Annotated in this window: 20 protein-coding genes and 1 pseudogene; 11 read left to right on the top strand and 10 right to left on the bottom strand. The window is 69.7% G+C overall.

Going from position 1 to position 18977, the window contains the following annotated elements; all coding sequences use genetic code 11:
- Positions 1 to 55 precede the first annotated feature (55 nt).
- From JJ683_RS12200 to JJ683_RS12185, 4 genes are all read right to left on the bottom strand, one after another.
- Positions 56 to 1663 (bottom strand): class I adenylate-forming enzyme family protein, encoded by a 1608-nt coding sequence (locus JJ683_RS12200; RefSeq protein WP_200174455.1) that lies wholly within the window; start codon positions 1661 to 1663, stop codon positions 56 to 58.
- Between the two features lie 75 nt (positions 1664 to 1738).
- The gene (locus JJ683_RS12195) at positions 1739 to 2623 is read right to left on the bottom strand and encodes an alpha/beta fold hydrolase (RefSeq protein ID WP_200174454.1); all 885 of its coding nucleotides are present in this window, start codon (positions 2621 to 2623) and stop codon (positions 1739 to 1741) included.
- Between the two features lie 386 nt (positions 2624 to 3009).
- The gene (locus JJ683_RS12190) at positions 3010 to 3303 is read right to left on the bottom strand and encodes a hypothetical protein (RefSeq protein WP_200174452.1); all 294 of its coding nucleotides are present in this window, start codon (positions 3301 to 3303) and stop codon (positions 3010 to 3012) included.
- A complete protein-coding gene (locus JJ683_RS12185) occupies positions 3287 to 4027 on the bottom strand; it encodes an EndoU domain-containing protein (RefSeq protein WP_200174450.1) in 741 nt (246 codons plus the stop codon). Before JJ683_RS12185 ends, JJ683_RS12190 begins: the two co-directional genes overlap by 17 nt.
- 602 nt (positions 4028 to 4629) lie before the next feature.
- On the opposite strand from JJ683_RS12185, the gene JJ683_RS12180 reads away from it, so the two are divergent.
- The 4 genes from JJ683_RS12180 to JJ683_RS12165 all read left to right on the top strand — a co-directional run bounded on the left by JJ683_RS12180 (position 4630) and on the right by JJ683_RS12165 (position 7132).
- Complete coding sequence (locus JJ683_RS12180; RefSeq protein ID WP_200174448.1) at positions 4630 to 5487, top strand: amidohydrolase family protein; 858 nt, start codon at positions 4630 to 4632, stop codon at positions 5485 to 5487.
- Entirely contained in the window at positions 5484 to 6410 is a 927-nt protein-coding gene (locus JJ683_RS12175; RefSeq protein WP_242474660.1) for a mycofactocin-coupled SDR family oxidoreductase, read from the top strand. Before JJ683_RS12180 ends, JJ683_RS12175 begins: the two co-directional genes overlap by 4 nt.
- A gap of 147 nt (positions 6411 to 6557) precedes the next feature.
- Positions 6558 to 6755, top strand: coding sequence for a type II toxin-antitoxin system HicA family toxin (locus tag JJ683_RS12170; RefSeq protein WP_200174445.1), 198 nt, complete (start codon positions 6558 to 6560; stop codon positions 6753 to 6755).
- Positions 6752 to 7132: a HicB family toxin-antitoxin system gene (locus tag JJ683_RS12165; protein ID WP_200174441.1), complete on the top strand. Its 381-nt coding sequence runs from the start codon at positions 6752 to 6754 to the stop codon at positions 7130 to 7132. Before JJ683_RS12170 ends, JJ683_RS12165 begins: the two co-directional genes overlap by 4 nt.
- A 59-nt stretch (positions 7133 to 7191) precedes the next feature.
- Here the strand turns inward: JJ683_RS12165 and JJ683_RS12160 are convergent, their stop codons facing one another.
- Positions 7192 to 7989 (bottom strand): alpha/beta fold hydrolase, encoded by a 798-nt coding sequence (locus JJ683_RS12160; protein ID WP_200174440.1) that lies wholly within the window; start codon positions 7987 to 7989, stop codon positions 7192 to 7194.
- 154 nt (positions 7990 to 8143) lie between these two features.
- Between JJ683_RS12160 and JJ683_RS12155 the strand changes: the two genes are divergently transcribed.
- Both JJ683_RS12155 and JJ683_RS12150 read left to right on the top strand, forming a co-directional pair.
- Positions 8144 to 9685, top strand: coding sequence for a glycosyl hydrolase family 79 C-terminal domain-containing protein (locus JJ683_RS12155; RefSeq protein ID WP_200174438.1), 1542 nt, complete (start codon positions 8144 to 8146; stop codon positions 9683 to 9685).
- Between the two features lie 179 nt (positions 9686 to 9864).
- Positions 9865 to 11130, top strand: coding sequence for an exonuclease domain-containing protein (locus tag JJ683_RS12150; protein ID WP_200174436.1), 1266 nt, complete (start codon positions 9865 to 9867; stop codon positions 11128 to 11130).
- A gap of 30 nt (positions 11131 to 11160) precedes the next feature.
- On the opposite strand, the gene JJ683_RS12145 is transcribed toward JJ683_RS12150, so the two are convergent.
- The 3 genes and pseudogenes from JJ683_RS12145 to JJ683_RS19760 form a co-directional block, all read right to left on the bottom strand.
- Positions 11161 to 12402 carry a DUF6880 family protein gene (locus JJ683_RS12145; RefSeq protein ID WP_242474659.1) on the bottom strand — a complete coding sequence of 414 codons (1242 nt, stop codon included), beginning with the start codon at positions 12400 to 12402 and terminating at the stop codon, positions 11161 to 11163.
- Between the two features lie 252 nt (positions 12403 to 12654).
- Positions 12655 to 12822, bottom strand: coding sequence for a HepT-like ribonuclease domain-containing protein (locus JJ683_RS19765; RefSeq protein WP_372435295.1), 168 nt, complete (start codon positions 12820 to 12822; stop codon positions 12655 to 12657).
- Positions 12823 to 12868: 46 nt separating this feature from the next.
- Positions 12869 to 12982 (bottom strand): annotated as a pseudogene (locus JJ683_RS19760) (nucleotidyltransferase domain-containing protein); the annotation flags it as partial.
- A 182-nt stretch (positions 12983 to 13164) separates the two neighbouring features.
- Here JJ683_RS19760 and JJ683_RS12130 point away from each other — a divergent pair.
- Together JJ683_RS12130 and JJ683_RS12125 are read left to right on the top strand one after the other, a co-directional pair.
- Entirely contained in the window at positions 13165 to 14313 is a 1149-nt protein-coding gene (locus JJ683_RS12130; RefSeq protein ID WP_200174432.1) for an FAD-dependent monooxygenase, read from the top strand.
- Positions 14314 to 14449: 136 nt separating this feature from the next.
- Positions 14450 to 15004 carry a class I SAM-dependent methyltransferase gene (locus JJ683_RS12125; RefSeq protein WP_242474658.1) on the top strand — a complete coding sequence of 185 codons (555 nt, stop codon included), beginning with the start codon at positions 14450 to 14452 and terminating at the stop codon, positions 15002 to 15004.
- A 45-nt stretch (positions 15005 to 15049) separates the two neighbouring features.
- Here the strand turns inward: JJ683_RS12125 and JJ683_RS12120 are convergent, their stop codons facing one another.
- Complete coding sequence (locus tag JJ683_RS12120) at positions 15050 to 15739, bottom strand: SMP-30/gluconolactonase/LRE family protein (RefSeq protein ID WP_207280180.1); 690 nt, start codon at positions 15737 to 15739, stop codon at positions 15050 to 15052.
- Positions 15740 to 16035: 296 nt separating this feature from the next.
- A complete protein-coding gene (locus tag JJ683_RS12115) occupies positions 16036 to 16173 on the bottom strand; it encodes a hypothetical protein (RefSeq protein WP_200174428.1) in 138 nt (45 codons plus the stop codon).
- Between the two features lie 127 nt (positions 16174 to 16300).
- On the opposite strand from JJ683_RS12115, the gene JJ683_RS12110 reads away from it, so the two are divergent.
- From JJ683_RS12110 to JJ683_RS12105, 3 genes are all read left to right on the top strand, one after another.
- Positions 16301 to 17029: a hypothetical protein gene (locus tag JJ683_RS12110; RefSeq protein WP_307810890.1), complete on the top strand. Its 729-nt coding sequence runs from the start codon at positions 16301 to 16303 to the stop codon at positions 17027 to 17029.
- Positions 17026 to 17433, top strand: a complete 408-nt coding sequence (locus JJ683_RS19130; protein ID WP_242474657.1) for a hypothetical protein — start codon at positions 17026 to 17028, stop codon at positions 17431 to 17433. Before JJ683_RS12110 ends, JJ683_RS19130 begins: the two co-directional genes overlap by 4 nt.
- 159 nt (positions 17434 to 17592) lie before the next feature.
- On the top strand, positions 17593 to 18765 hold the full coding sequence (locus JJ683_RS12105) for an MFS transporter (RefSeq protein ID WP_200174427.1): 1173 nt from the start codon (positions 17593 to 17595) through the stop codon (positions 18763 to 18765).
- The last annotated feature ends 212 nt before the right edge of the window (positions 18766 to 18977 follow it).

Genomic DNA, 18977 nt, shown 5'->3' with positions numbered 1-18977 from the left:
ATGTAGTCGCCGAATGCGCGACGGCGCCCCCGCGTTCCGTCGTAAAGCGATTCGGTCAAGTGCGCGAAGGCGTGAGCAGCACCTTGCGGATCTTGCCCGCCGGGGTCATCGGCAGCGCGTCCACCACCTCGATGCGGGCGGGCACCTTGTACTCGGCGAGCGAGACGGCGCACAACCGCAGCAGTGCGGCGGTATCCACCGTCGCGCCCGGCGCGGGGACGACGAAGGCGTGCCCGGTCTCGCCGAACGTCGCATCCGGCACCCCGATCACCGCGCACATCGCCACCGACGGATCCGTGGCGAGGAGGCTCTCCACCTCGGCGGGGTAGACGTTGTAGCCGCCGCGCACGTACATCTCCTTCTTGCGCGCGAGCAGCGTCACGTGCCCGTCATCGGTGAGCATGCCGATGTCGCCGGTGGACAGCCAGCCGTCGGCGCCGAACGCGCCGGCCGTCGCGCCGGGGGCCTCCCAATATCCCGCGGCGACGCACGCGCCACGAACCTGCAGCTCGCCCGCCTCGCCCGCGGGCAACGGCGCGCCGTCGTCGTCGACGATGCGGGCCTCGAACCCGGTGAGCGCGGTGCCGATCGAGGTGGCCACCTGCTCGAAGGTGTCGTCGGCGGGCGAGATGATGCACGCGCCCGACGTCTCCGAGAGGCCGTACAGATTGGCCAGGCGGGGCCCGCCGAAGCGGTCGCGCACCTGCCCGGCGAGCTCCGGCTCCAGGTTCGAGCCGCCCACCACGCACAGTCGCACGCTCGAGACGTCGCAGGCGGCGAACTGCTCCGAGCCGAGCATCATGCGGTACATCGTCGGCACGCCCACGAACATCGTCACCCGCCGCGCGGGCACCACTTGCGCGACGAGGTCGGGGTGGAAGCGGGGCAGCAGTGCCACCGCGCCGCCGGAGACGAGGCTCGCGCCGATCGTGCACGTGAGCCCGCCGACGTGGTTGAACGGCATGACACCGAGAGTGACGTCGTCGGGCGCCTGCCCGAAACGCTCGGACTGCGCCGCAGCCGATGCGAGCAGGCTCCGGTGGGTGAGGGTCGCGCCCTTGGGATCCCCGGTGGTACCGGAGGTGTAGAGGATGACGGCGGGGGAATCGGGGGACGACGCAGGGGCCGGCGCTGCGGCGGTGACTGTAGTGCCTGCTTCTGTGCCGCCTGCGCCTGCCGCGAGGAGGTTCTCCCAGGAGTCCTCCGCGTCGGGCGCGCCGAAGTAGACGATCCGCTCCACCGACGTGATCCGTGGGCGGAGTGACTCGAGGAACGGGCGGAACGCGAAGTCGCCGGCCCGCTCGTCGCACAACAGCAGCCGGGCGCCCGACTGGCCGAGCATGTAGACGAACTCGCGCTCCCGGTACGCCACGCTGAGCGTCACCAGCACGGCGCCGAGGCGGCAGCACGCGAAGTAGGCGACGAGCCATTGGGTCGAGTTCCCGGCCGCGATGGCGACGCGATCACCGCGGCCGATCCCGCTGCGGTGCAGCGCGGCGGCGGCACGCTCGGCGCGGGCGTGCATCTGCGCGTAGGTGACGGTGTCGTCGCCGAAGTATAGGAAAGGGGCTTCGGGGGTGTCCTCGGCGCGGGCGGCGAGCATCGCGTCGACGGTCGCGGCATGGAGCGAGGGGAGCGGTGCGGCGTCCGGTGGAAGGGGCATGCCGCCAGGGTAGTGATGCGGACCACAATCCGGGACCGCGTTGAGAGCGACGACCGTGCCAAGCCCGACGCGCCGTCAAAGCTCGAGCATGGCGGCGGCGACCGCGTCGGCGGCCGCATCGGGTATCGCGGTCGACGCCGACTCGAGGAGCAGCAGCCGCGCGCCGGGGATCTCCCGAGCGAGAGCCTGGCCGTTGCCGACGGGGAAGAACGGGTCGCGGCGGCCGTGCACCACCAGGGTGGGGAGCGCGAGCGCGGAGAGCCGTTCGCGCCAGCGGGGCGCGCAATCGAGCGCGGCGAACACGGTGCCCAGCTGGTTGGCCATGTGCACCGCCGGCGTGGTGCCGGGCGTGCGGTCCCAGATGCGCCCGGCGATCTCCCGTGCGGCCGCGGGGTCATCACCGAGGATCTCCGCGCCCTGCGCCGCGAACGCGGCCACCGCGGTGCGATCCGCCCAGTCCGGCATCGGGCGCGCGAACAGTGGCTGCATCGCGGCCGCTTCGTGATCGGGCAGGTCGTCGTCGACAGGTCCCGGCGCGACGGGGCGCGTCCCGGCGAGCGTCAACGCCGAGAACGCGTCCGGGTGGTCGAGCGCCGCGACCTGGGCGACCATCCCGCCGACCCCGATCCCCGCCACGTGGGCCGGGCGGTGGTCCAAGGTCCGTGCGAGCGCGGCGGCGTCGGCCGCGAGGTCGCGCAGCGTGTACTGCGGTGCTGTCGGATCGAGGGTGGTGGAAGCGCCGGCGTCCCGCAGGTCGTAGCGCACGACGTGGCGGCCACCGCGCGCGAGCGCCGCGCACAGCGCATCCGGCCACGACAGCATCGTGGTGCCGCCGGCGAGCAACACGAGGGGTGCTGCGGCGTCGCCGAAGTGTTCCACGCCGAGTTCGACGCCGCGTACCGCCAGCGTGTGCGCCGTATCGAAGGTTTTCGCGCTGCTGGTACGTGGATCGGGGTTCATCGTTCTCCTGTCCGCCGTGTGCCGTGAACATTCGTATCTGCCCGGAAGTACTGACCGTCGGCGAGCCTGAGAGTCACCGCACGTGTGGAACGATCCCCGGCGTGGACGTCCGACCTGCCCGGCATCAGGAAGATGACCTTCGATGTGACCTTCTCGCCGGGGCGCACCGGTGGGTGCAGCGGGGGTGGTGGTGTCGGACATGGCGAAGGGACCAGCCTGGGGTGTCCCGAGTCGCCAGGGCACGGGCATGAGAAGCCCCCGGCAACTGGTGTTACGGGGTCAGCTCATTAGTGAGTGGAGGGCGGAGGATTCGACCCCCGGAATGGGAACCTTATGGCGGTATTCGACACCGCGCGCCGACGGTCGGCGCGCCCTCCCAGCTGCAGCTACGCTGCAGAGTCCTGCTTGCGCGGCAGCCGCGCGAGCCAACCGGAGAGCCGTTCACGGTCCGGATCGCCACTGGGCAGCAGGCTGATGACACGCTCAACTCTCGCAGCGAGGCTTCGCGTGACGGCAAGGCCACCGACCGCTGCACCCTGCAGCGCGTCGTCAACCGCCGCGAGATGCTCGCCAGCACGTGCTTCACCACGCACGAGGTCAGCCCAGTCGGAACCAAGCGCAGGGAGAAGCTCGACTTCAATCTCCCGCGCTAAGGTCCTGAACTCAGCTGCCGTCGTCATCAGATCTCCAATCGTACTTGGCTAGTGCGACACGATCTAGAGGTCGGTCGATGTGCATTCCGTGCTGGTTCTCGATGACGCCCCGACCGTTGACAGGGAACGCCGCCCGCAATACGTCTTGGTCGCCGCGGGGGAAGGGCGAGACCTCGACAATCACGCTGTCGACTTCGCGGCGTCGGATCGTGCGATCACCGATCCTGAATACGAACTGCGGATTGGACTCGGCGGCCTCCACTGACGCGATGATCGTGTCGTCAGACCAGTCTGCCGGGAACTCAGACTTGCTCTCCCTGCCAGTTCCTGACCTATGACCCCCTCTCTCGCTAATTCCGTGCTCCCCGCCGAGGATGTGCTCGCGGTTGCGGTCGGTCAACGTGACTCGCGGGATACCCCACTCATCGGCGGGCTTCGGCTCGGGGGCATGCTCGCCGTCGCCTCCCGGCTGCCGAAAGCTGCTATCGGGCGGCAGAACCGGCGGCTCGTCTCCGCCGGTGCCCGACGGCGCATCCGCCGGCTCGTCCCCAAGCGCGAACACGTCACCCTCCTCGGCTTTCGGTTTGCCCCGGTACACCTTGGCGAACGCGGGCACCGACTCCTTGCCCGACGTGCGCTGCGTCGCTTCGAGCCACAGATCATCGAGCACCCGCACCGACGCCATCGACGCCGTACGGTGTTCCGCGTCCTCACCCACCGACGTCCAAGCCTCGGCCTTGTTCATCCCCATGGCCTCACCCCGCCGAGACCGCAGTGGGGCCTGTCACTCATTTCGAGTAGCCGCGCCCGGGCCATGGTCCACTTCTTCGGGCCTGCCATCGTCGGCAACGTTAGCGGCGGGTACCGACATTCGGCGGCGTGTGAGCGCTCGGGCGGGCACCTCGTGCTGGAGCAAATCTTCAACAGGGTGAAGTTCTGCCGTAGGGATTGCCCACGATGCCCGGCATGACCATCGAAGCAATGCCTCGGGCGGAGACGGCCGAGCCCGGCGCGACGAGTTCCGGCGACTCATCGAGCATCACGGTGGGCGCGAGGGTGCCCGGGTGCTCCTTGTGTTCAGGGACGACGGCCGGTTCGATTATCGACCGCTCGCACCGGTGGACCGTAGAGGCACTCTGCTGCACACGGCCGTGTTGCTCATAGGGCATTATCTCGTATCCAGTGTCGCGGACGATGCGCTGCAGTGGCCGCACTCGAGCGAGTCTGGTTGTGAGCGCGGGGGCACGGGGGTGCACGCTGTTCCACTCCAGTGGATGAAGGACCTGAACGAGCACTGGCGAATCGCCGTGGCCGCGGTCCAGGATGGATCCAAGCGAACCGAGGAGGTTCCCGATGACCGGCGGAGTGATCGACGCGCACGTGCACCAGTGGAGCGTCACCGACAACGACTGGTACACCGCCCTGCAGCCGTTCGCCGAACAGGTGGGCACGCCGTCGCTGTATGCGGACTTCCTGCCCGCCGACTACCGCGCCGCCGCCGACGACCTGGTCGTCGACAAGTTCGTGCACGTCTCGGCCACCACCGCGCCGCGCGCCTACCTCGACGAGACGCGGTGGGTCGACGCGCTCGCCGACCGCGAAGAACTCGACCTCGTCATCGTCGGCAGCGTCGACCCCGACTTGGACGCGGCGGAGATCGTCGCCGACCTTGAGGAGCAGGCACGTAGCCCGCGGTTCCGCGGGATCCGGGTGCTCACCGGACTCGAACCGGAATCGCCGGCCGCCGCCACCATCCTCGACTGGCTCGAGCGCGGCGGCCATGTATTCGATCTGGTCACCCAGCCCGAGGCGATGCCGCGATGGCTCGACGTGCTCGCACGTCACCCGCAGCTGACCGTCACGCTCGAACACACCGGCTGGCCCAGCGCCACCGACGCCGACGGCTTTGACGCGTGGCGTTGCGCGATCCGCGCGTGCGCCGGCCACCCGGGCATCACGTGCAAGGTCACCGGGCTCGGCATGGCGACCGCCGACCTCTCAGTCGACGTGCTGAGGCCCTGGGTCGAGACGGCGATCGCCGAGTTCGGCTGGGACAGGGTGATGTTCGGCTCCAACATGCCGATCGAAACGATGGCGGGAACCTACGGCCAGTGGATCGCGACGCTCCGCACCCTGCTGGCCGAGGCGTCCGACACCGAGCGCCGCCACTTCTACACCGACACCGCTGTCACGACGTACAGGATCCGATGACCTCCACTGCCGACTCCGACAATGCCGACTCCGACAATGCCGACTCCGACAATGCCGCTGCCGCTGCCGCGGCTCCTGCCCCTGACCCGGTCCGCGACTTCGCGGGCATGACCGTCCTCATCACAGGCGCCGCCCGCGGGCAGGGGCGCAGCCACGCGGTGGAGTTCGCCCGCCGCGGCGCGACCATCGTCGCCGTGGACCTTTGCGCCGACGTCGACACCATCCCGTACCCGCTGGCCACCGTCGACGACCTCGACCAGACCCGCGCCCTCGTCGAGGAGGCAGGTGGGCGGTGCCTGGCGACGCGGGCGGACGTGCGCGACTCCGACCGGATGTGCGAGGTCGTCGACGAGGCGGTCCGCGCGTTCGGCGGGGTCGAAGTGTGCATCGCCAACGCCGGCGTCGTCAGCTTCGCGCCCGTGGTGGAGCTGACCGATGCCCAGTGGGCGACGATGCTCGACGTCAACCTCACCGGCGCTTTCCACACGCTGCGCGCCGTGGCTCCGGCGATGACAGCGCGCGGCTGGGGCCGGATCATCACCGTCGCGTCTATGGGCGGGCGGGCCGGCACGCCCAACCTGGGTCACTACTCGGCGGCCAAGTGGGGCGTGATCGGGCTGACGAAGACCCTCGCCCTGGAGCTCGCCGGTACGGGGGTCACGGCCAACATCGTCTGCCCCGGCACCGTCTCCACCGACATGGTGCACAATCCGGCGATGTACTCGCTGTTCGCGCCGGACATGGATTCTCCCACCCGCGAGCAGGTCCGCGGACGGTACGCGCGGCTCAACCCGCTCGGCGAGCCGTGGACGGACCCGGCCGACGTCACCGCCGCCGTCACGTACCTGGCGTCGCCGGCCGCGCGGCACGTCACCGGGGAGACCCTCGAGATCGGGGCCGGGGTGTCCGCGCGGATGCCGTAGGGGCCCGCTCAGATGTCGGTGAGCCGGATCCGGATCGCCATGTGGTGCGTCCAAGGATTGGAGGATGCGGCGAACGGCGGGGAAGCATGCGCGAAGGAGTGTCTATATCTCTAGAAGAGGCCCTGCCTATAGGTAGGGCCTACAATCGTGGCCTGCGATCGGCCGGCTCGGACGGTCGTGAAGGAGCTGCGGATGGCCGGGTTTCGGCGCGATCGAACAGTGGGTAGTCACTCAGTATGGATTGCGCCGGGCGGCTATCGGGTCACGGTTCCGGACGGGCACCGGGTCATCTCGGCCGGCGTGTATCGCACGATCCGGGCGGCGATCAAGGAGGCTGGTGCATGACTCATCGCTACTCCGTGAGGGTGGTTCGCGAGGGCCTCTGGTGGATGATCCATGTGCCAGAGATCGACGCGCTCACACAGTCACGCCGTCTCGCCGACGCCGCGCTCATGGCGCAAGAGGTGATCGCGCTGCACACCGACCGGCGGATCGACGAGGTCGACGTCGACGTGGCAGTCGAAGTCGGGGGAGAGCCGAGCGGCGATCGTGTGGGCGACGCTCGCGCACAGAAGACAGAGGCCGAGCACATGGAGGCCCGCGCCGCAGAGTCCTACCGCGCCGTGACGCAGGAGCTGGCCGCGCAGGACGTGCCGCTGCGAGACATCGGTTATCTTCTCGGCATCTCCTATCAGCGGGCGCACCAACTCGCCGCAGGCTGAACACCAGCGCGCCGGCAGGCCACGCCGGCGACCGCCTGCAGACGACCATCCGCCGGCGATTATCCGCGGGTGGCGAAGAACTCGGCGGCGCGTCCCGGCCAGGTGCCGACGTCGGCGGCGGTGCGCGAGATGTGCGCGTCGGCGTCCGGCAGCAACTCCGCCAGCCGTTCCGTGGTCGAGACCGGGTGGCCCGGGTCCGTATCCCACGCGAGGAGCAGCACCGGCAGTGTGACGGCGGCAAGCGCGCGGGGTTCGGGCAGGTCGCTGGCCCCGGCACCGCGCAGCACCGCGGGCAGCAGGCGGGGATCGACCGCGGGGGCGGGGTCCGGCCGGTCGGCGTCGGCGAAGATCTCCGGCACCGGCATGCTCTCCATCATCGACGCCGCGGCGGCTGCGTCGACCTCTATCGCTGCGGCGAGTTCGCCGTAGACGGCCGCCTGCGCCGCGCGTGTGGCCCACGCGGTGGGCGGGGCGCCGAGCACGACGGAGCGGAACCGTTCCGGGCGCCGGGTGAGGGCGTGCAGGATCGTCGCGGTGCCCATCGACACGCCGACGGCATGTACGGGGGCCTCGGGGGAGAACACGTCGGCGAGCGCGAGCAGGTCGTCGGCCAGGTTGTCCCAGGTGTAGTCGGCCGGGTCGGGGCGGCCGGAGGAGTCGCCGTGCCCGCGGGCGTCGTAGGCGATCAGCCGAAGACCGGCATCGCGCATCGCGTCGGCGTCGATGAGTCCCGCCACCTGTTCGTTGGCGCTGCACGAAGACAGTCCGTGCGCGTGGAAGACCACCGGTCCCTCGCCGCCATGGTCGGTGTAGGCGAGGGCGGCGCCGTCGATAGTGATCGTGCCCGATTCGGCCATGCCCCCACGATAGGCGCCGACGGGGCAGTGGATGCGGATGTTGTCCGAGCGCACGACGCCACGGCACCGCGCCGCCCGGCACCCGACCCCGCGAAAACGCCGCGCAGCAGCCGCCCGCCTCGTACCGTGCGGGAAGCGGCGAGGGGAGTGGGACATGGGTACGGGAATCCGGGGTGCGGCGATCACGGCGATCGGCACGGTGGCCTTGACGGCGGCGGGCCCGGCGATGGCGGTGCCGGCCGCCGCGGACACTCCCGCCGCGGTCACCGTGCACGTCGACGCCACCGCCCCCGGCCGCGTCATCCCTGAAGACTTCCTGGGGCTGTCCTTCGAGGCGGACCAGCTCCATCGCACGTGGACCGACCCGCAGCGCAGCAACGTCGACGAGCTCATCGGGCACCTCGGCGCCGGGAACCTGCGCTTCTCCGCCAACGCCGTCGACAACACCGCCTGGCAGCCCGACCCGTCGGCGCCGCCGCCCGCCTGGGCCGACGCCGCCGTCTCCCCGGACGACCTGAGCCGTCTCGGCGCGCTCGCTGAGGCCACCGACACCACCGTCGACCTCGGCGTCAACCTGGCTCGCCGCGACCCGGCCGCTGCCGCGGACGAGGCGGGGCAGGCGCGCGAGCGGATCGGCCCCCGCCTGCGGTCCATCCAGATCGGCAACGAACCGAACGTCTATCCCATCGTCGGGCTGTTCGGCGGCGGGGAGCGGCCGCAGTACGTCCTGCCGCAGCAGTACGTCCCCGACGCGCGCGCCTACCGCGACGCCATCGCGGCCGCGGCGCCGGGCACCCGGATCAGCGGGCCGGACACGGCCGGAGGAGCAGTGGGCAACCCGGTCATCGACCCGCTACTGCCGGCAGCGTTGGACCCGTGGCTCGACGCCTACATCGCCGCGTTCGGGGCGCCCGGCGCCGCGCTCACCCAGCACTACTACCCGTTCGTCAACACCGAGCGCATGGGCTTTCCGCAGGAACTCTCCGACGCGGTGGGCGGGCTGCCGATGGTGGACAAGCTGCTCTCCCGCGAGACCTCCGACAAGCAGGCCGCGTTTTTGCGGTACTTCGTCGCCAAGGCGGAGGGCGCGGGGATGGTGCCGCGCATCTCCGAGACCAACTCGGTGGCCATGGAGGGCCGGCCCGGCGTGACGGACACGGTCGGCGCCGCGCTGTGGACCATCGACTACGCGATGACCGCCGCCCGCGAGGGCGTGGCCGGGATCAACCTGCACGACCACATCGACGACTGCACGAGCTATTCGATGATCTGCTTCGCCGACCCGGCCGCCGCCGACTCCGGCACCGCGCGCGTAAACCCCAACTACTACGGGGCATACATGGTGGGCAGGATGGCCGGCGGAGCCGTGCTTCCGGTGACGGTGGACGGCGCCGCGCACGTGTCCGCCTTCGCGGTGCGCATGCCGGACGGGGCGGTGCGGGTGATCGTCGACGACATGGACCGCGGCTTCGACGGCACCGTGCGCGTGACCATCGACGGCGGGCCAGGTGGTGGGGCGACGATGCAGCGGCTCGACGGCGAGTCGGTCGACACCGTCGGCGAGGCGACGTACGCGGGCACGACGGTCGCGGCGGACGGGTCGTTCGCCCCCGGATCCGAGCCCGTGCTGGCCGAGGACGGGGGTTATGCGGTGCGCTTCGGCCGGCCGGGCGCCGTGCTGCTCACGGCGGGGTGACGCGGCGTGGTGCGCGCTCCCTCCCGTCGGGCATTCTCCCGTTGAGTCCATGCGGCGTCTGGTCTGTGCCATTTGTCCTACCCCTTTGGCATCATCGTCCTCATGAGTAAGAAATTTGGGCCCATCGCTGGAGTACCTGCCGGACAACGGGATCGACTTCGGGAGTGGAGGCCGGTGCAATGACCGTACTGCCGAAAGCACACGTTCCGGGTCTGTCGTTCACTGCGATCGACTTCGAGACGGCCAATGGCAGCCGAGCGTCAGCCTGTTCCGTGGGGCTGGCCAAAGTTCGTGACGGCGAGGTCGTCGATACGGCCTCGCTCCTGATCGCGCCGCCGTCAGGCCATGACTCATTTCTTCCCCGAAACGTGGCGATCCACGGGATCACGTCCGATGCGGTGTCCGACGCCCTTCAGTGGGTTGACGTGTTCCCGCAGATCATGACGTTCGTAGGCGACGACGACCTGGTCGCGCACAACGTGGCGTTCGACCGTTCGGTGCTCGAGAAATCATGCAGCCTGGCGGAGATCGATTGGCCGGAGAATCCCTGGTACTGCACGCTCGCGATGTCGAAATCACTACTGACGCTCGCTTCGTACAGGCTCGATGTCGTCAGTCGCTACCTGAAGCTATCCGAGTTCGCCCACCACGAGGCGGAAGCCGACGCTGTACAAGCGGCGCGCTTGGTCATGGCGCTCGGAGCACAATCCGGCGAAGTATCGCTCGCGGGGCTGTCGAAGCGCACACCGCCGACGCCACCGAGAAGCACGAACGCTGGTACGCAGCAGGATTACAGCGCTCTTGTCGAAAGCAAGGTACTTACCGGCGAAAGGATCGTATTCACCGGAACTCTCGGGACGCTCAAGCGCGCCGAAGCCATCTCCTTGGTAACCGAGGCGGGCGCCGAGGTCCACAAGTCGGTGACCAAAACGACCACGCTGCTGGTGGCAGGTGATTTCGACCCGAGCAGACTCCGGCCCGGCATGGAGCTTTCGCGGAAACTTGAGAAGGCACGCAGGTATGCCGAGGCGGGGCAGAGCCTGGAGATCCTTACAGAGGCAGAGCTCCTGAGTCGGATCGATGTCGGGCGGGATGAGATTGAACGGGCGACGAGGGAACGGCGCGCAGCCGCCAACAGCGGGTGGTTGCCGGGTTACGTCATCGAGCAGGCGCGCGTGTTGGATTCGACCATGGACTACAACTCTTGGCTCCGTGCGGCGCTGCGGCATCCAGACGGACGCGCAACCACCGGCACGGCCTGCATCAGATGTTCATCGCCGGTCGCCGACGCATACTGGCTCTTCGCGGAACGCTACGTTTGCTCAGCGGACTGCAACGAGGCGCTGAAGGGGAAGGCGAAGCGGATGTGGCGCAAGGAGGGCGTAAGCCGGCCGGAAGCCCCGTCGTATGCGGAGTCATGGGGGCGGGTCGACCGGCGCAAGTAGTCTCGGTCCAATTGGGATCCCGACCTCCGCTCAGGGCAGGCGGGCCTTGTCGAAGATCTCGCCGAGACGCGGCCGCCGTCTGTTCTCCTGGCGCAGTTCCGCGATCAGCGCGTCGACCTCGGCGGTCTTATCCGCTTTGGCCGCGAGCGTGCGCATCGTCTTCAAGCGCCGTGCGGCACGTCTATAGTGCGGGGCGCCGGTCTCCTGAAGCGTCATGCGGACGATGTCGGCGTGGACGGGGAGCACTGCAGCCGGGTCGATGGCGGCGTACTCGGTGACGAGCCTGTCCCACACGTCCGCATCCTGCAGCCCGAGGTCGTGCGCCAGGCGCCAGGCCTCGCGCGGATCCTCCAGGGTCAGCAGCGCGAACAGCACAGCCTCACGGGGTCTCGCCGCCAGCGCGGCGGTCACCTCGTCGCGATAGTGGGGCCAGCCGACGCCGGAGGCCTCGTACAACCCGCGCCCGGTCGATGACGAGGGCCACCGTCGGAATACCTCGAGGCGCACATCGACGGCCTCGTCCGGGCGGTGCCGATCGACCAGCCTGCTCCAGTAATCGGCCGCGCGCTGCGACTGCGGGCCCCCACCGAATCGCGTGGCCTCGCGCGCCCATTCGATCGCGAGGTCGGTGCGGTCGATTTCCTCGAAGGCCTTCGCGGTGTCGATCAGCCATGCCGCCACTTTGCAATCCTTGGCATGGGTGGCGATGATCGCGTCGACATCGCGGTCCAGTACGGCGAGACGCTGCGCGTTCTGTTCGAGGACGAAGCGTTCGTGCGGGAGCAGGTACAGCCGGTCGGCGATGGGGGTGGGCTCCGGCGGCAGGTCACGTTCGATGTCGGCCAGGCGTGCCCGGTAGGCGGCGACGCCGTCGGGTCCCAGCGCCGGGGCGTAGGCGACCGGGTCGATGGTGAAGAAGTCGACATCGTTGTGGAACTGGAACGCGATCATCCAGTCCACCACCTTCGTGGGCGGCACATGCGCGGCCGCGGCGGCGCGGGGATGCAGCCGCAGCAGCCGGCGACAGGCGTCGCCGATGATCCCCGACGAGTCGTCGGCCCGCGCGATGACCTTCAGCGCGCTCGCCACGGCGCGCGTCGTCACGTCGTACACGTCCGCGGGGCCGGTGGATTCTTTCGCTGGCGCCGCCGCGTCTTCGAGCAGGTCGACGGCTTCGTGCATCTGCCTGCCGTGCGCATTGGCGGCACCGAGGCGGTACAGCTCTTTGCGCGTGCGGATCAGCGGCAGGACGGCGTCGGCGAGTGCGGTCATCGTCGAGTCCTTTGCGGGGTGGCGGAAGGTCTGGCGATCATCGTAGGCGACAGTTCCGGGGCGCGGCATTGAGGACAGGCGGCATCCTGGCCGGGGCGTTGGGGGGCTCTCCGGCAGGCTCGAGATTGCGGAAAGAATGCGGTTCGCGCCGCGTCCGACGTTGCCGCTGGTCGACGGCATCGCCTCGATGAACGTCCCGGTCGGCCGGCGACGCGATTCCTTCCGCAATCCATAGCATCGCGAAAAGCCTGATCAACCGGTCGCCGGCGGAGTGGGATGAGGTCCTGCGGAACCATCAATGCCGCGATGGTCGAGCATGTTCTTGAAGATGCGTCGGAGTGCAGGGACACGCTCGGTGGCCGCACGCCAGACGACTTCGTCGTCGATCGTGGCATAACCGTGGATTAACACGTTGCGCATCCCCATTATGCGGTGGCGATCGGAGATCCGTCCGGCTGTCGAGACTTCAGCACGAGGCGAAAACGTCCTCGACGTCCGGCCGCAACTCCGCGAGGAAGTCCACATCGCTGGTTTCCGGATTTGAGGTGCTTCGGGCCGTCGACCCGAAGACTCGCAGGCGATCGACACCCCATCAGTTGCATGCACGCACCAGCGCGGCGCTGTTCATCAGCTCCGCAACGGTGCCGGCGATCGTAGTCACGTCGTCAGAATACTGATGCCACCGAGGCCATCTGGCCAGCCCAGGCTGCAGCCGTCCGGTATCCGACCGTCCGGCGCGCCCCGTCGGCCACACTGGTTCCCATGCGCATCGGAATCATCGGCGCCGGCATCGGCGGGCTCGTCGCCGCGGCCGGACTGCAGGCCGACGGCCACGACGTCACTGTCTTCGAGCGCCGTGATGCCCCCGGTGCGATCGGCGCCGGGCTGACTCTGTTCGCCAACGCGTTCGCCGCGCTCGACGCGATCGGACTGGGCGACACAGTCCGCGCCGTCGGTGCCGACCCGCTGGGCCGGATGCGGTCCGGGCAGCGCCGCCCGTCGGGACGCTGGCTCGTCTCGGTGCCGCCGGGATCGGGTCCGGCGGTGCGCAGCCTGCACCGCGCGGAGCTGCACTCCGCGCTCCTCGGGCACCTCGCAGAGGGAACGGTGCGCGCGGGGTGCACGGCGCGGGCGCACCCCGGCGGCGAACCCGTCGTCACGGTGGACGGAACGTCCGCACGCTTCGACCTGGTGGTCGCCGCGGACGGCGTGCGCAGCGCGGCGCGCGGCGCGTGGGGCCTCGACCGCGGGGTGCGCTACGCCGGATACACCGCCTGGCGCGGGGTCACGACGTCGCGCAGGCACTTCGCGGTCGAGGCGGGGGAGACGTGGGGCGCGGGCGCCCGGTTCGGGATCGTGCCCCTGCCGGACGACCGCTTCTACTGGTTTGCCGTGCTCACCGCCACGGAAGGCACGGACTTCGGCGACGAACCCGCAGTGCTGCGCCAACGCTTCGGCGGCTGGCATGCTCCGATCCCCGCACTGCTCGACGCCACACCGGCGTCCGGGTTGCTCCGGCACGACATCTACGACCTTGCTGCGCTGCCGCCGAGTTGCGTCGCGGGGCGGGGAGTGCTGCTCGGCGACGCCGCCCACGCGATGACCCCGGACCTGGGTCAGGGCGCCGGGCAGGCCATCGAGGACGCCGCGACGCTGGCGCTGCTGCTGCGCGGCGCGGGCCCGCTCGATGCGGCGCTGAACGAGTACGACCGGCTGCGACGACGGCGGGCCCGAAAGCTCTGGCGGGGTTCGCGTCTCGCCGGGCGACTTGCGCAGGCGTCATCCCCGGTCGCCGTCGCCGCGCGGGACGTGCTGATGCGCGCGATGCCGCCGGGCGCGGCGGTGCGTGCGTCGGCACGCGTGGCGCGATGGCAGGAACCGCAGCAGGTTTTTCCGGGTGAATCCCGATGACTCAGGCACGTCGGCGTGGTTGGCTGGCACCATGACGAGCTCGCGCGCGCCTTCACCCGGTCCGTCGCCCGCCGACCCCCGCGCGGAACGGTGGCACAAGTACTGGGACAAACACTCCGGCCACTACGACCAACCGATGCAGCAAATGGACCGCTGGGTGTTCGGCGACTCGCGGCAGTGGGCCTGCAGGCAGGCGTCCGGCGAGGTGCTCGAGGTGGCGGTGGGCACGGGCCTCAACCTGCCCCTCTACCCGGAGGACGCCGTGCTGACCGGCATCGACCTCAGCGAGGAGATGCTGGCGCAGGCCCGCGGCAGGGCCGCGTCGCTGGGCCGCGAGGTCACGCTGCGCCAGGCCGATGCGCACGCGCTGCCCTTCGACGACGGAACGTTCGACACGGTGGTGTGCACGTTCGGGCTGTGCGCGATCCCGGACATCGACCGGGCCGTCGCCGAGATGCACAGGGTAATGCGTCCGGGAGGGCGGCTCATCCTCGTGGACCACGTCGCGAGTACGTCCCGCATCGCCCGCGGGGTGCAGAGACTGCTGGAGACGTTCTCGATTCCGATGGGCGGGGAGCACTTCCGCCGCCGGCCGCACGACAACACGCTCGCCGCGGGATTCGTTGTGGAAAGGGCGGACCGGTTCAAGCTCGGGGTGGTGGAGCGGCTCGTCGCAAGGAAACCGGGGTAGCGGAATGTGGCGCGGGCCCGGCGGTGCTGCACCCGATCAGACCGATCAGCCCGCTTCGCCGAGACGCACGTGCAGCACATCGCCGAGCTCAGTACTCACCGCCAGGTCGCTGTCCGAGCCGGGCATGAACGACACGGCCGTCATCGGCTGGCCCGACAGCACGCTGCAATGCTCGCCGGACGCCGGATCCACGTGGACCAGCCGGCCGGAGGCCGTGGCCACATACAGGGTGCCGTCGGGCGCGGCCGCCATGTCGTCCGGCAACAGCGGAATACCCGCCACAGTCAGGTCGGCGGCCACCGTGGCACCGCCGGGATCATCCAAGGGAATGCGCAGTATTCGGCCCGACACGCTCTGGATCAGCGAAACGTATACAGCGCCGTCGGTCACGACGAGCCCGTCGAACCCGCCCACATTGACGCCTCGATCGAGCTGAAAGTTCTTTGGCGCGCGGCTGCTCCACTGTGTGTCGACGGTCCCGTCCGGGCGAACCTTGACGACCGACCCCGCGGTGTCCGCGAGGTAGGCGTTGCCGTCGGCATCGAAGTCGAGGCCGTTCGGCATTCCGAATCCGCGCGCGAACTCCTTCGCGACGGGATCGGCGACGTCGGGGTCGAAGCGTAAGATCCGGCCCTGCCGCAGGTCGGGGATCATGCCGATCGGATTGTTCCCGGCTAGGACGTACATCATCCCGTCCGGGCCCCGACGGACAGCGCCGGGCATGTCGACGGGCACGGTGGCCGTCCGTTCGCCGTCGGCGTCGAAGCGCTCGACCGCACCCGATGCCATGCGCGACACCCACAGGTTCCCCGCGTCGTCGTACGCGAGGTTCTCGGTCCAATCGAGCAGGGGAACGCGGTGCCCGACGAGTACGGATGCGGTCGCGGGTGCGCAGAACGGCGATGTTGCGGGCTGCGGAGCTTGCGGGGCGGCCGACGCCACCGACGTCACGGTTCCCGCCATCAGGGCTGTCGCCAGCGCGGAGACTCCGACGGCCCGTGCCGCACTCCGATGGAAGCCGCGTGCGGGCATCAGCGTGCACCTCCGGGAAGGTCATCGATGACGGGGGTGAACACGAGCCGGCTGCCACCGTCGCGTGCCACCGGTTCGAAGCTCTGCGGCCGGCGGTCCACGGTCGTGAGCGTGCCGTGGGCGCGGGGCGGTGTCATAGCGGTCCTTTCGAAGGGCGTGACGCGTCGGCCACGACACGAGTTACCGCCGCAGAGTAGCGACTTCCGGGTCGGAACGTCGGGCGATGAGGGCTCCACGGGGTATCAGATCTGAGAATATTGGTTCGTGGTTGATCTTGACGATGTATTGCGTTCGGCGGCGCGGCTGCAGCGGCTTGTTCCGGATGCTGTGCTCGTCGGCGGCAGTGCGGCGGCACATCACTCAGAGCATCGGCTTTCCACCGATCATGATCATGTTCTGCGGGACTTTCATGACAGTTTCGACGAGGTACTGGAAGCCCTTGAATCGGATCCGGAGTGGGTGCTCAATCGTGCGGTGCCCGGGAAGATCATCCTCGGCGAGCTCGGAGAGTGCGAAGCCGGAGTGCGGCAGTTGATCCGCGAGCGTCCCTTGGAAACAGAGGTCGCCCACGTCGGCGAGGCCCGGCTCGTCGTGCCGACTCGGGAGGAAACGCTCCGAATCAAGGCGTATCTCGTGGTCAAGCGGAACCAGACGCGTGACTTCCTCGGCGTGGCCGCCTTGGCCTATCGGTTCGGCATCGGGTGGGCAGGACGGGCCCTCGCAGGCGTTGACGCGTATTACGCGTCTCCATCCGGCACGGACTCAGTGGCGTCCCAACTTCTACGGCAGCTGGCCGAGCCTCGTCCGGCCGATGCCGACACCACCCGGACGCTGGACAAGTACAAGCAGCTCGATCCGCGGTGGCACTCGTGGCAGCGCGTCGTGAACGTCTGCCGCGCAGTCGCCGATGCGATTCTGGAGCCCTGCGATTCCGGAATCTCGACGTCCCGCCCGACTACCCGGTCGAGAAGTGGGGGATCGAGGGCCTGGTGACTGCGATCGACCGCGGCTCGCTCAGTGATTGGCGGCGCATCGGCGCCGCCGTCGACGTCGAGCCGTACGGTGAGCTTGCAGAACAGCTCACAACTGCACTCGACCTGGCGGAGGACGCCGGGGTTGTCGCCGCGCTACGACGTCGGCTGGCGGCTTCGCAAGATCGGGTGGCGCGGTCGCTCGTTGCGCACCGGCTCAACGAGAACACCGCCCGATTCGGGGGCACAGCGGCCGCATTCGCCCGCGCTCTCGGAACGTCGCCGTCACGCATGTCCACCTATCTGCGCGGGACGGTGACGCCGTCCGCCGCCGTGCTGGTGAAGGCGGAATTGATCGCCGAGTCGGCTGCCCGCCGGCGGGAGGCCGTCCGACCGTCCAGTGCGCCTGCCGCCGGCCCGGACTGATCCACTGCCCCAGTGAGGTGATCCGGTCTCGCGCACCGTTTCCGGCTATAGGCCCGGGAACCGGTGCTCGGGGTGCGTGGGGCGTGTTCGGAACGGTCGGTCGCCGATTCTGACCGCCCGGTCTTGACACCGGCGCCGCCGCAGCCGAGCGTCATGGCTGTGGCGGTGACGACGGGGCAGACGGCGCGGGCCGGGGACGGCGGCATCGACCGGTTCCGCACCCGGCTGGGCGGTCTCACCTGGGCGCACCTGCTCAACGACGGGGCCTCCAACTACCTGCCCGGGGTGCTTCCGGCGGTGCTCGCCACCCTCGACCAGCCCGCGAAGATGGCCGGGGTGCTCGTCACAGCGCTCACCATCGGGCAGGCACTGCAACCGCTCACCGGGCGGCTCGCCGACAGGATCGGCGGGCGCAGCCTCATCATGATCGGCCTCACCGCCAGTTCCGTCGGCGGCGGGCTGCTGGGCGTGGCGCACAGCTTGTGGTCGATGATCGCATTGCTGGTGCTCATCGGCGTCGGTAACGCGTTCTTCCACCCCCAGGCGCTCGCGGGGATCCGCGCGATGATGGCCGGCCGTCAGGGCCTCGTCACCTCGGCGTTCCTCGTCGGAGGAGAACTGGGCCGCGGCCTGTGGCCCACGCTCGCCAGCCTCATCGTCGCCCACCTGGGGCTCGGCGGCCTGTGGATCCTGGCCGTTCCTGGCCTGGTGACGGTGCCGTGGATCCGGCGGTGGGCGCCGTCGCTGTCCGCCCGGCGGGGACACGGCAGGGCGATCCGATGGCGCGCGCACGCGCGCCCCCTCGCCGTGCTCATCGGCTATCAAGGGATTCGGACGGTCACCGTGTTCTCGTTCGTCACCTTCCTGCCGATTCTGTGGGACTCCCGGGGCGCGAGCCTGGTCAGCGGCGCGTCGGTGATCACCACGATGACGGTGGTGGGGGTGGTCGGCAACTTCGCGGGCGGACACCTCAGCGACAGGGTGGGACGGCGGCCGGTGCTCGTCGCATCGGCGCTGGGCGCGGCCGTGCTCGTCGCCCCGATGGCCTACCTGGACGGGCCGTGGGCTTGGATCGTGGCCGGCGCACTGGGCATCGCGCTGTTCATGACCGCGCCGGTGACGGTGCTGATAGGCCAGGACATCTTTCCGGAGAACCGGTCGATGGGCTCGGGTATCGCTCTGGGGTTCTCCAATGGGGTGGGAGCGCTGCTCGTGTTCGTCATCGGACTGGGCATCGGCGACGACGTGGCGGGCGTGTTCTGGGTGCTGTGCGGGCTGAGCGCCGTGGGGGCAGTGGCGGCGCTGCTGTTCGCTCCGGATCTCATGCGGTGAAGTCGCAGGTTGGGGTCGGTGTGCGAGCCTCTGCATTGCGGAAGTAATCGGGCGTGCCCGGCCGGCCAAGGCATCCGCAGGTCGGTGCTGTATTCGTCCGCTTCCGTACTGGTGGGCGCCGTGCGGCGGGGCGACGCGAATGCTTCCGCATTCCCTGGCCTTCGGAGAAGGACATCGACCCGCGCCCGTCAGCGGGTTCACGCGGCGCCGCG

This window comes from Tomitella cavernea (genome assembly GCF_016599145.1).
Lineage (GTDB): Bacteria > Actinomycetota > Actinomycetes > Mycobacteriales > Mycobacteriaceae > Tomitella > Tomitella cavernae.
This window is presented reverse-complemented; position numbering and strand designations above follow the sequence as displayed.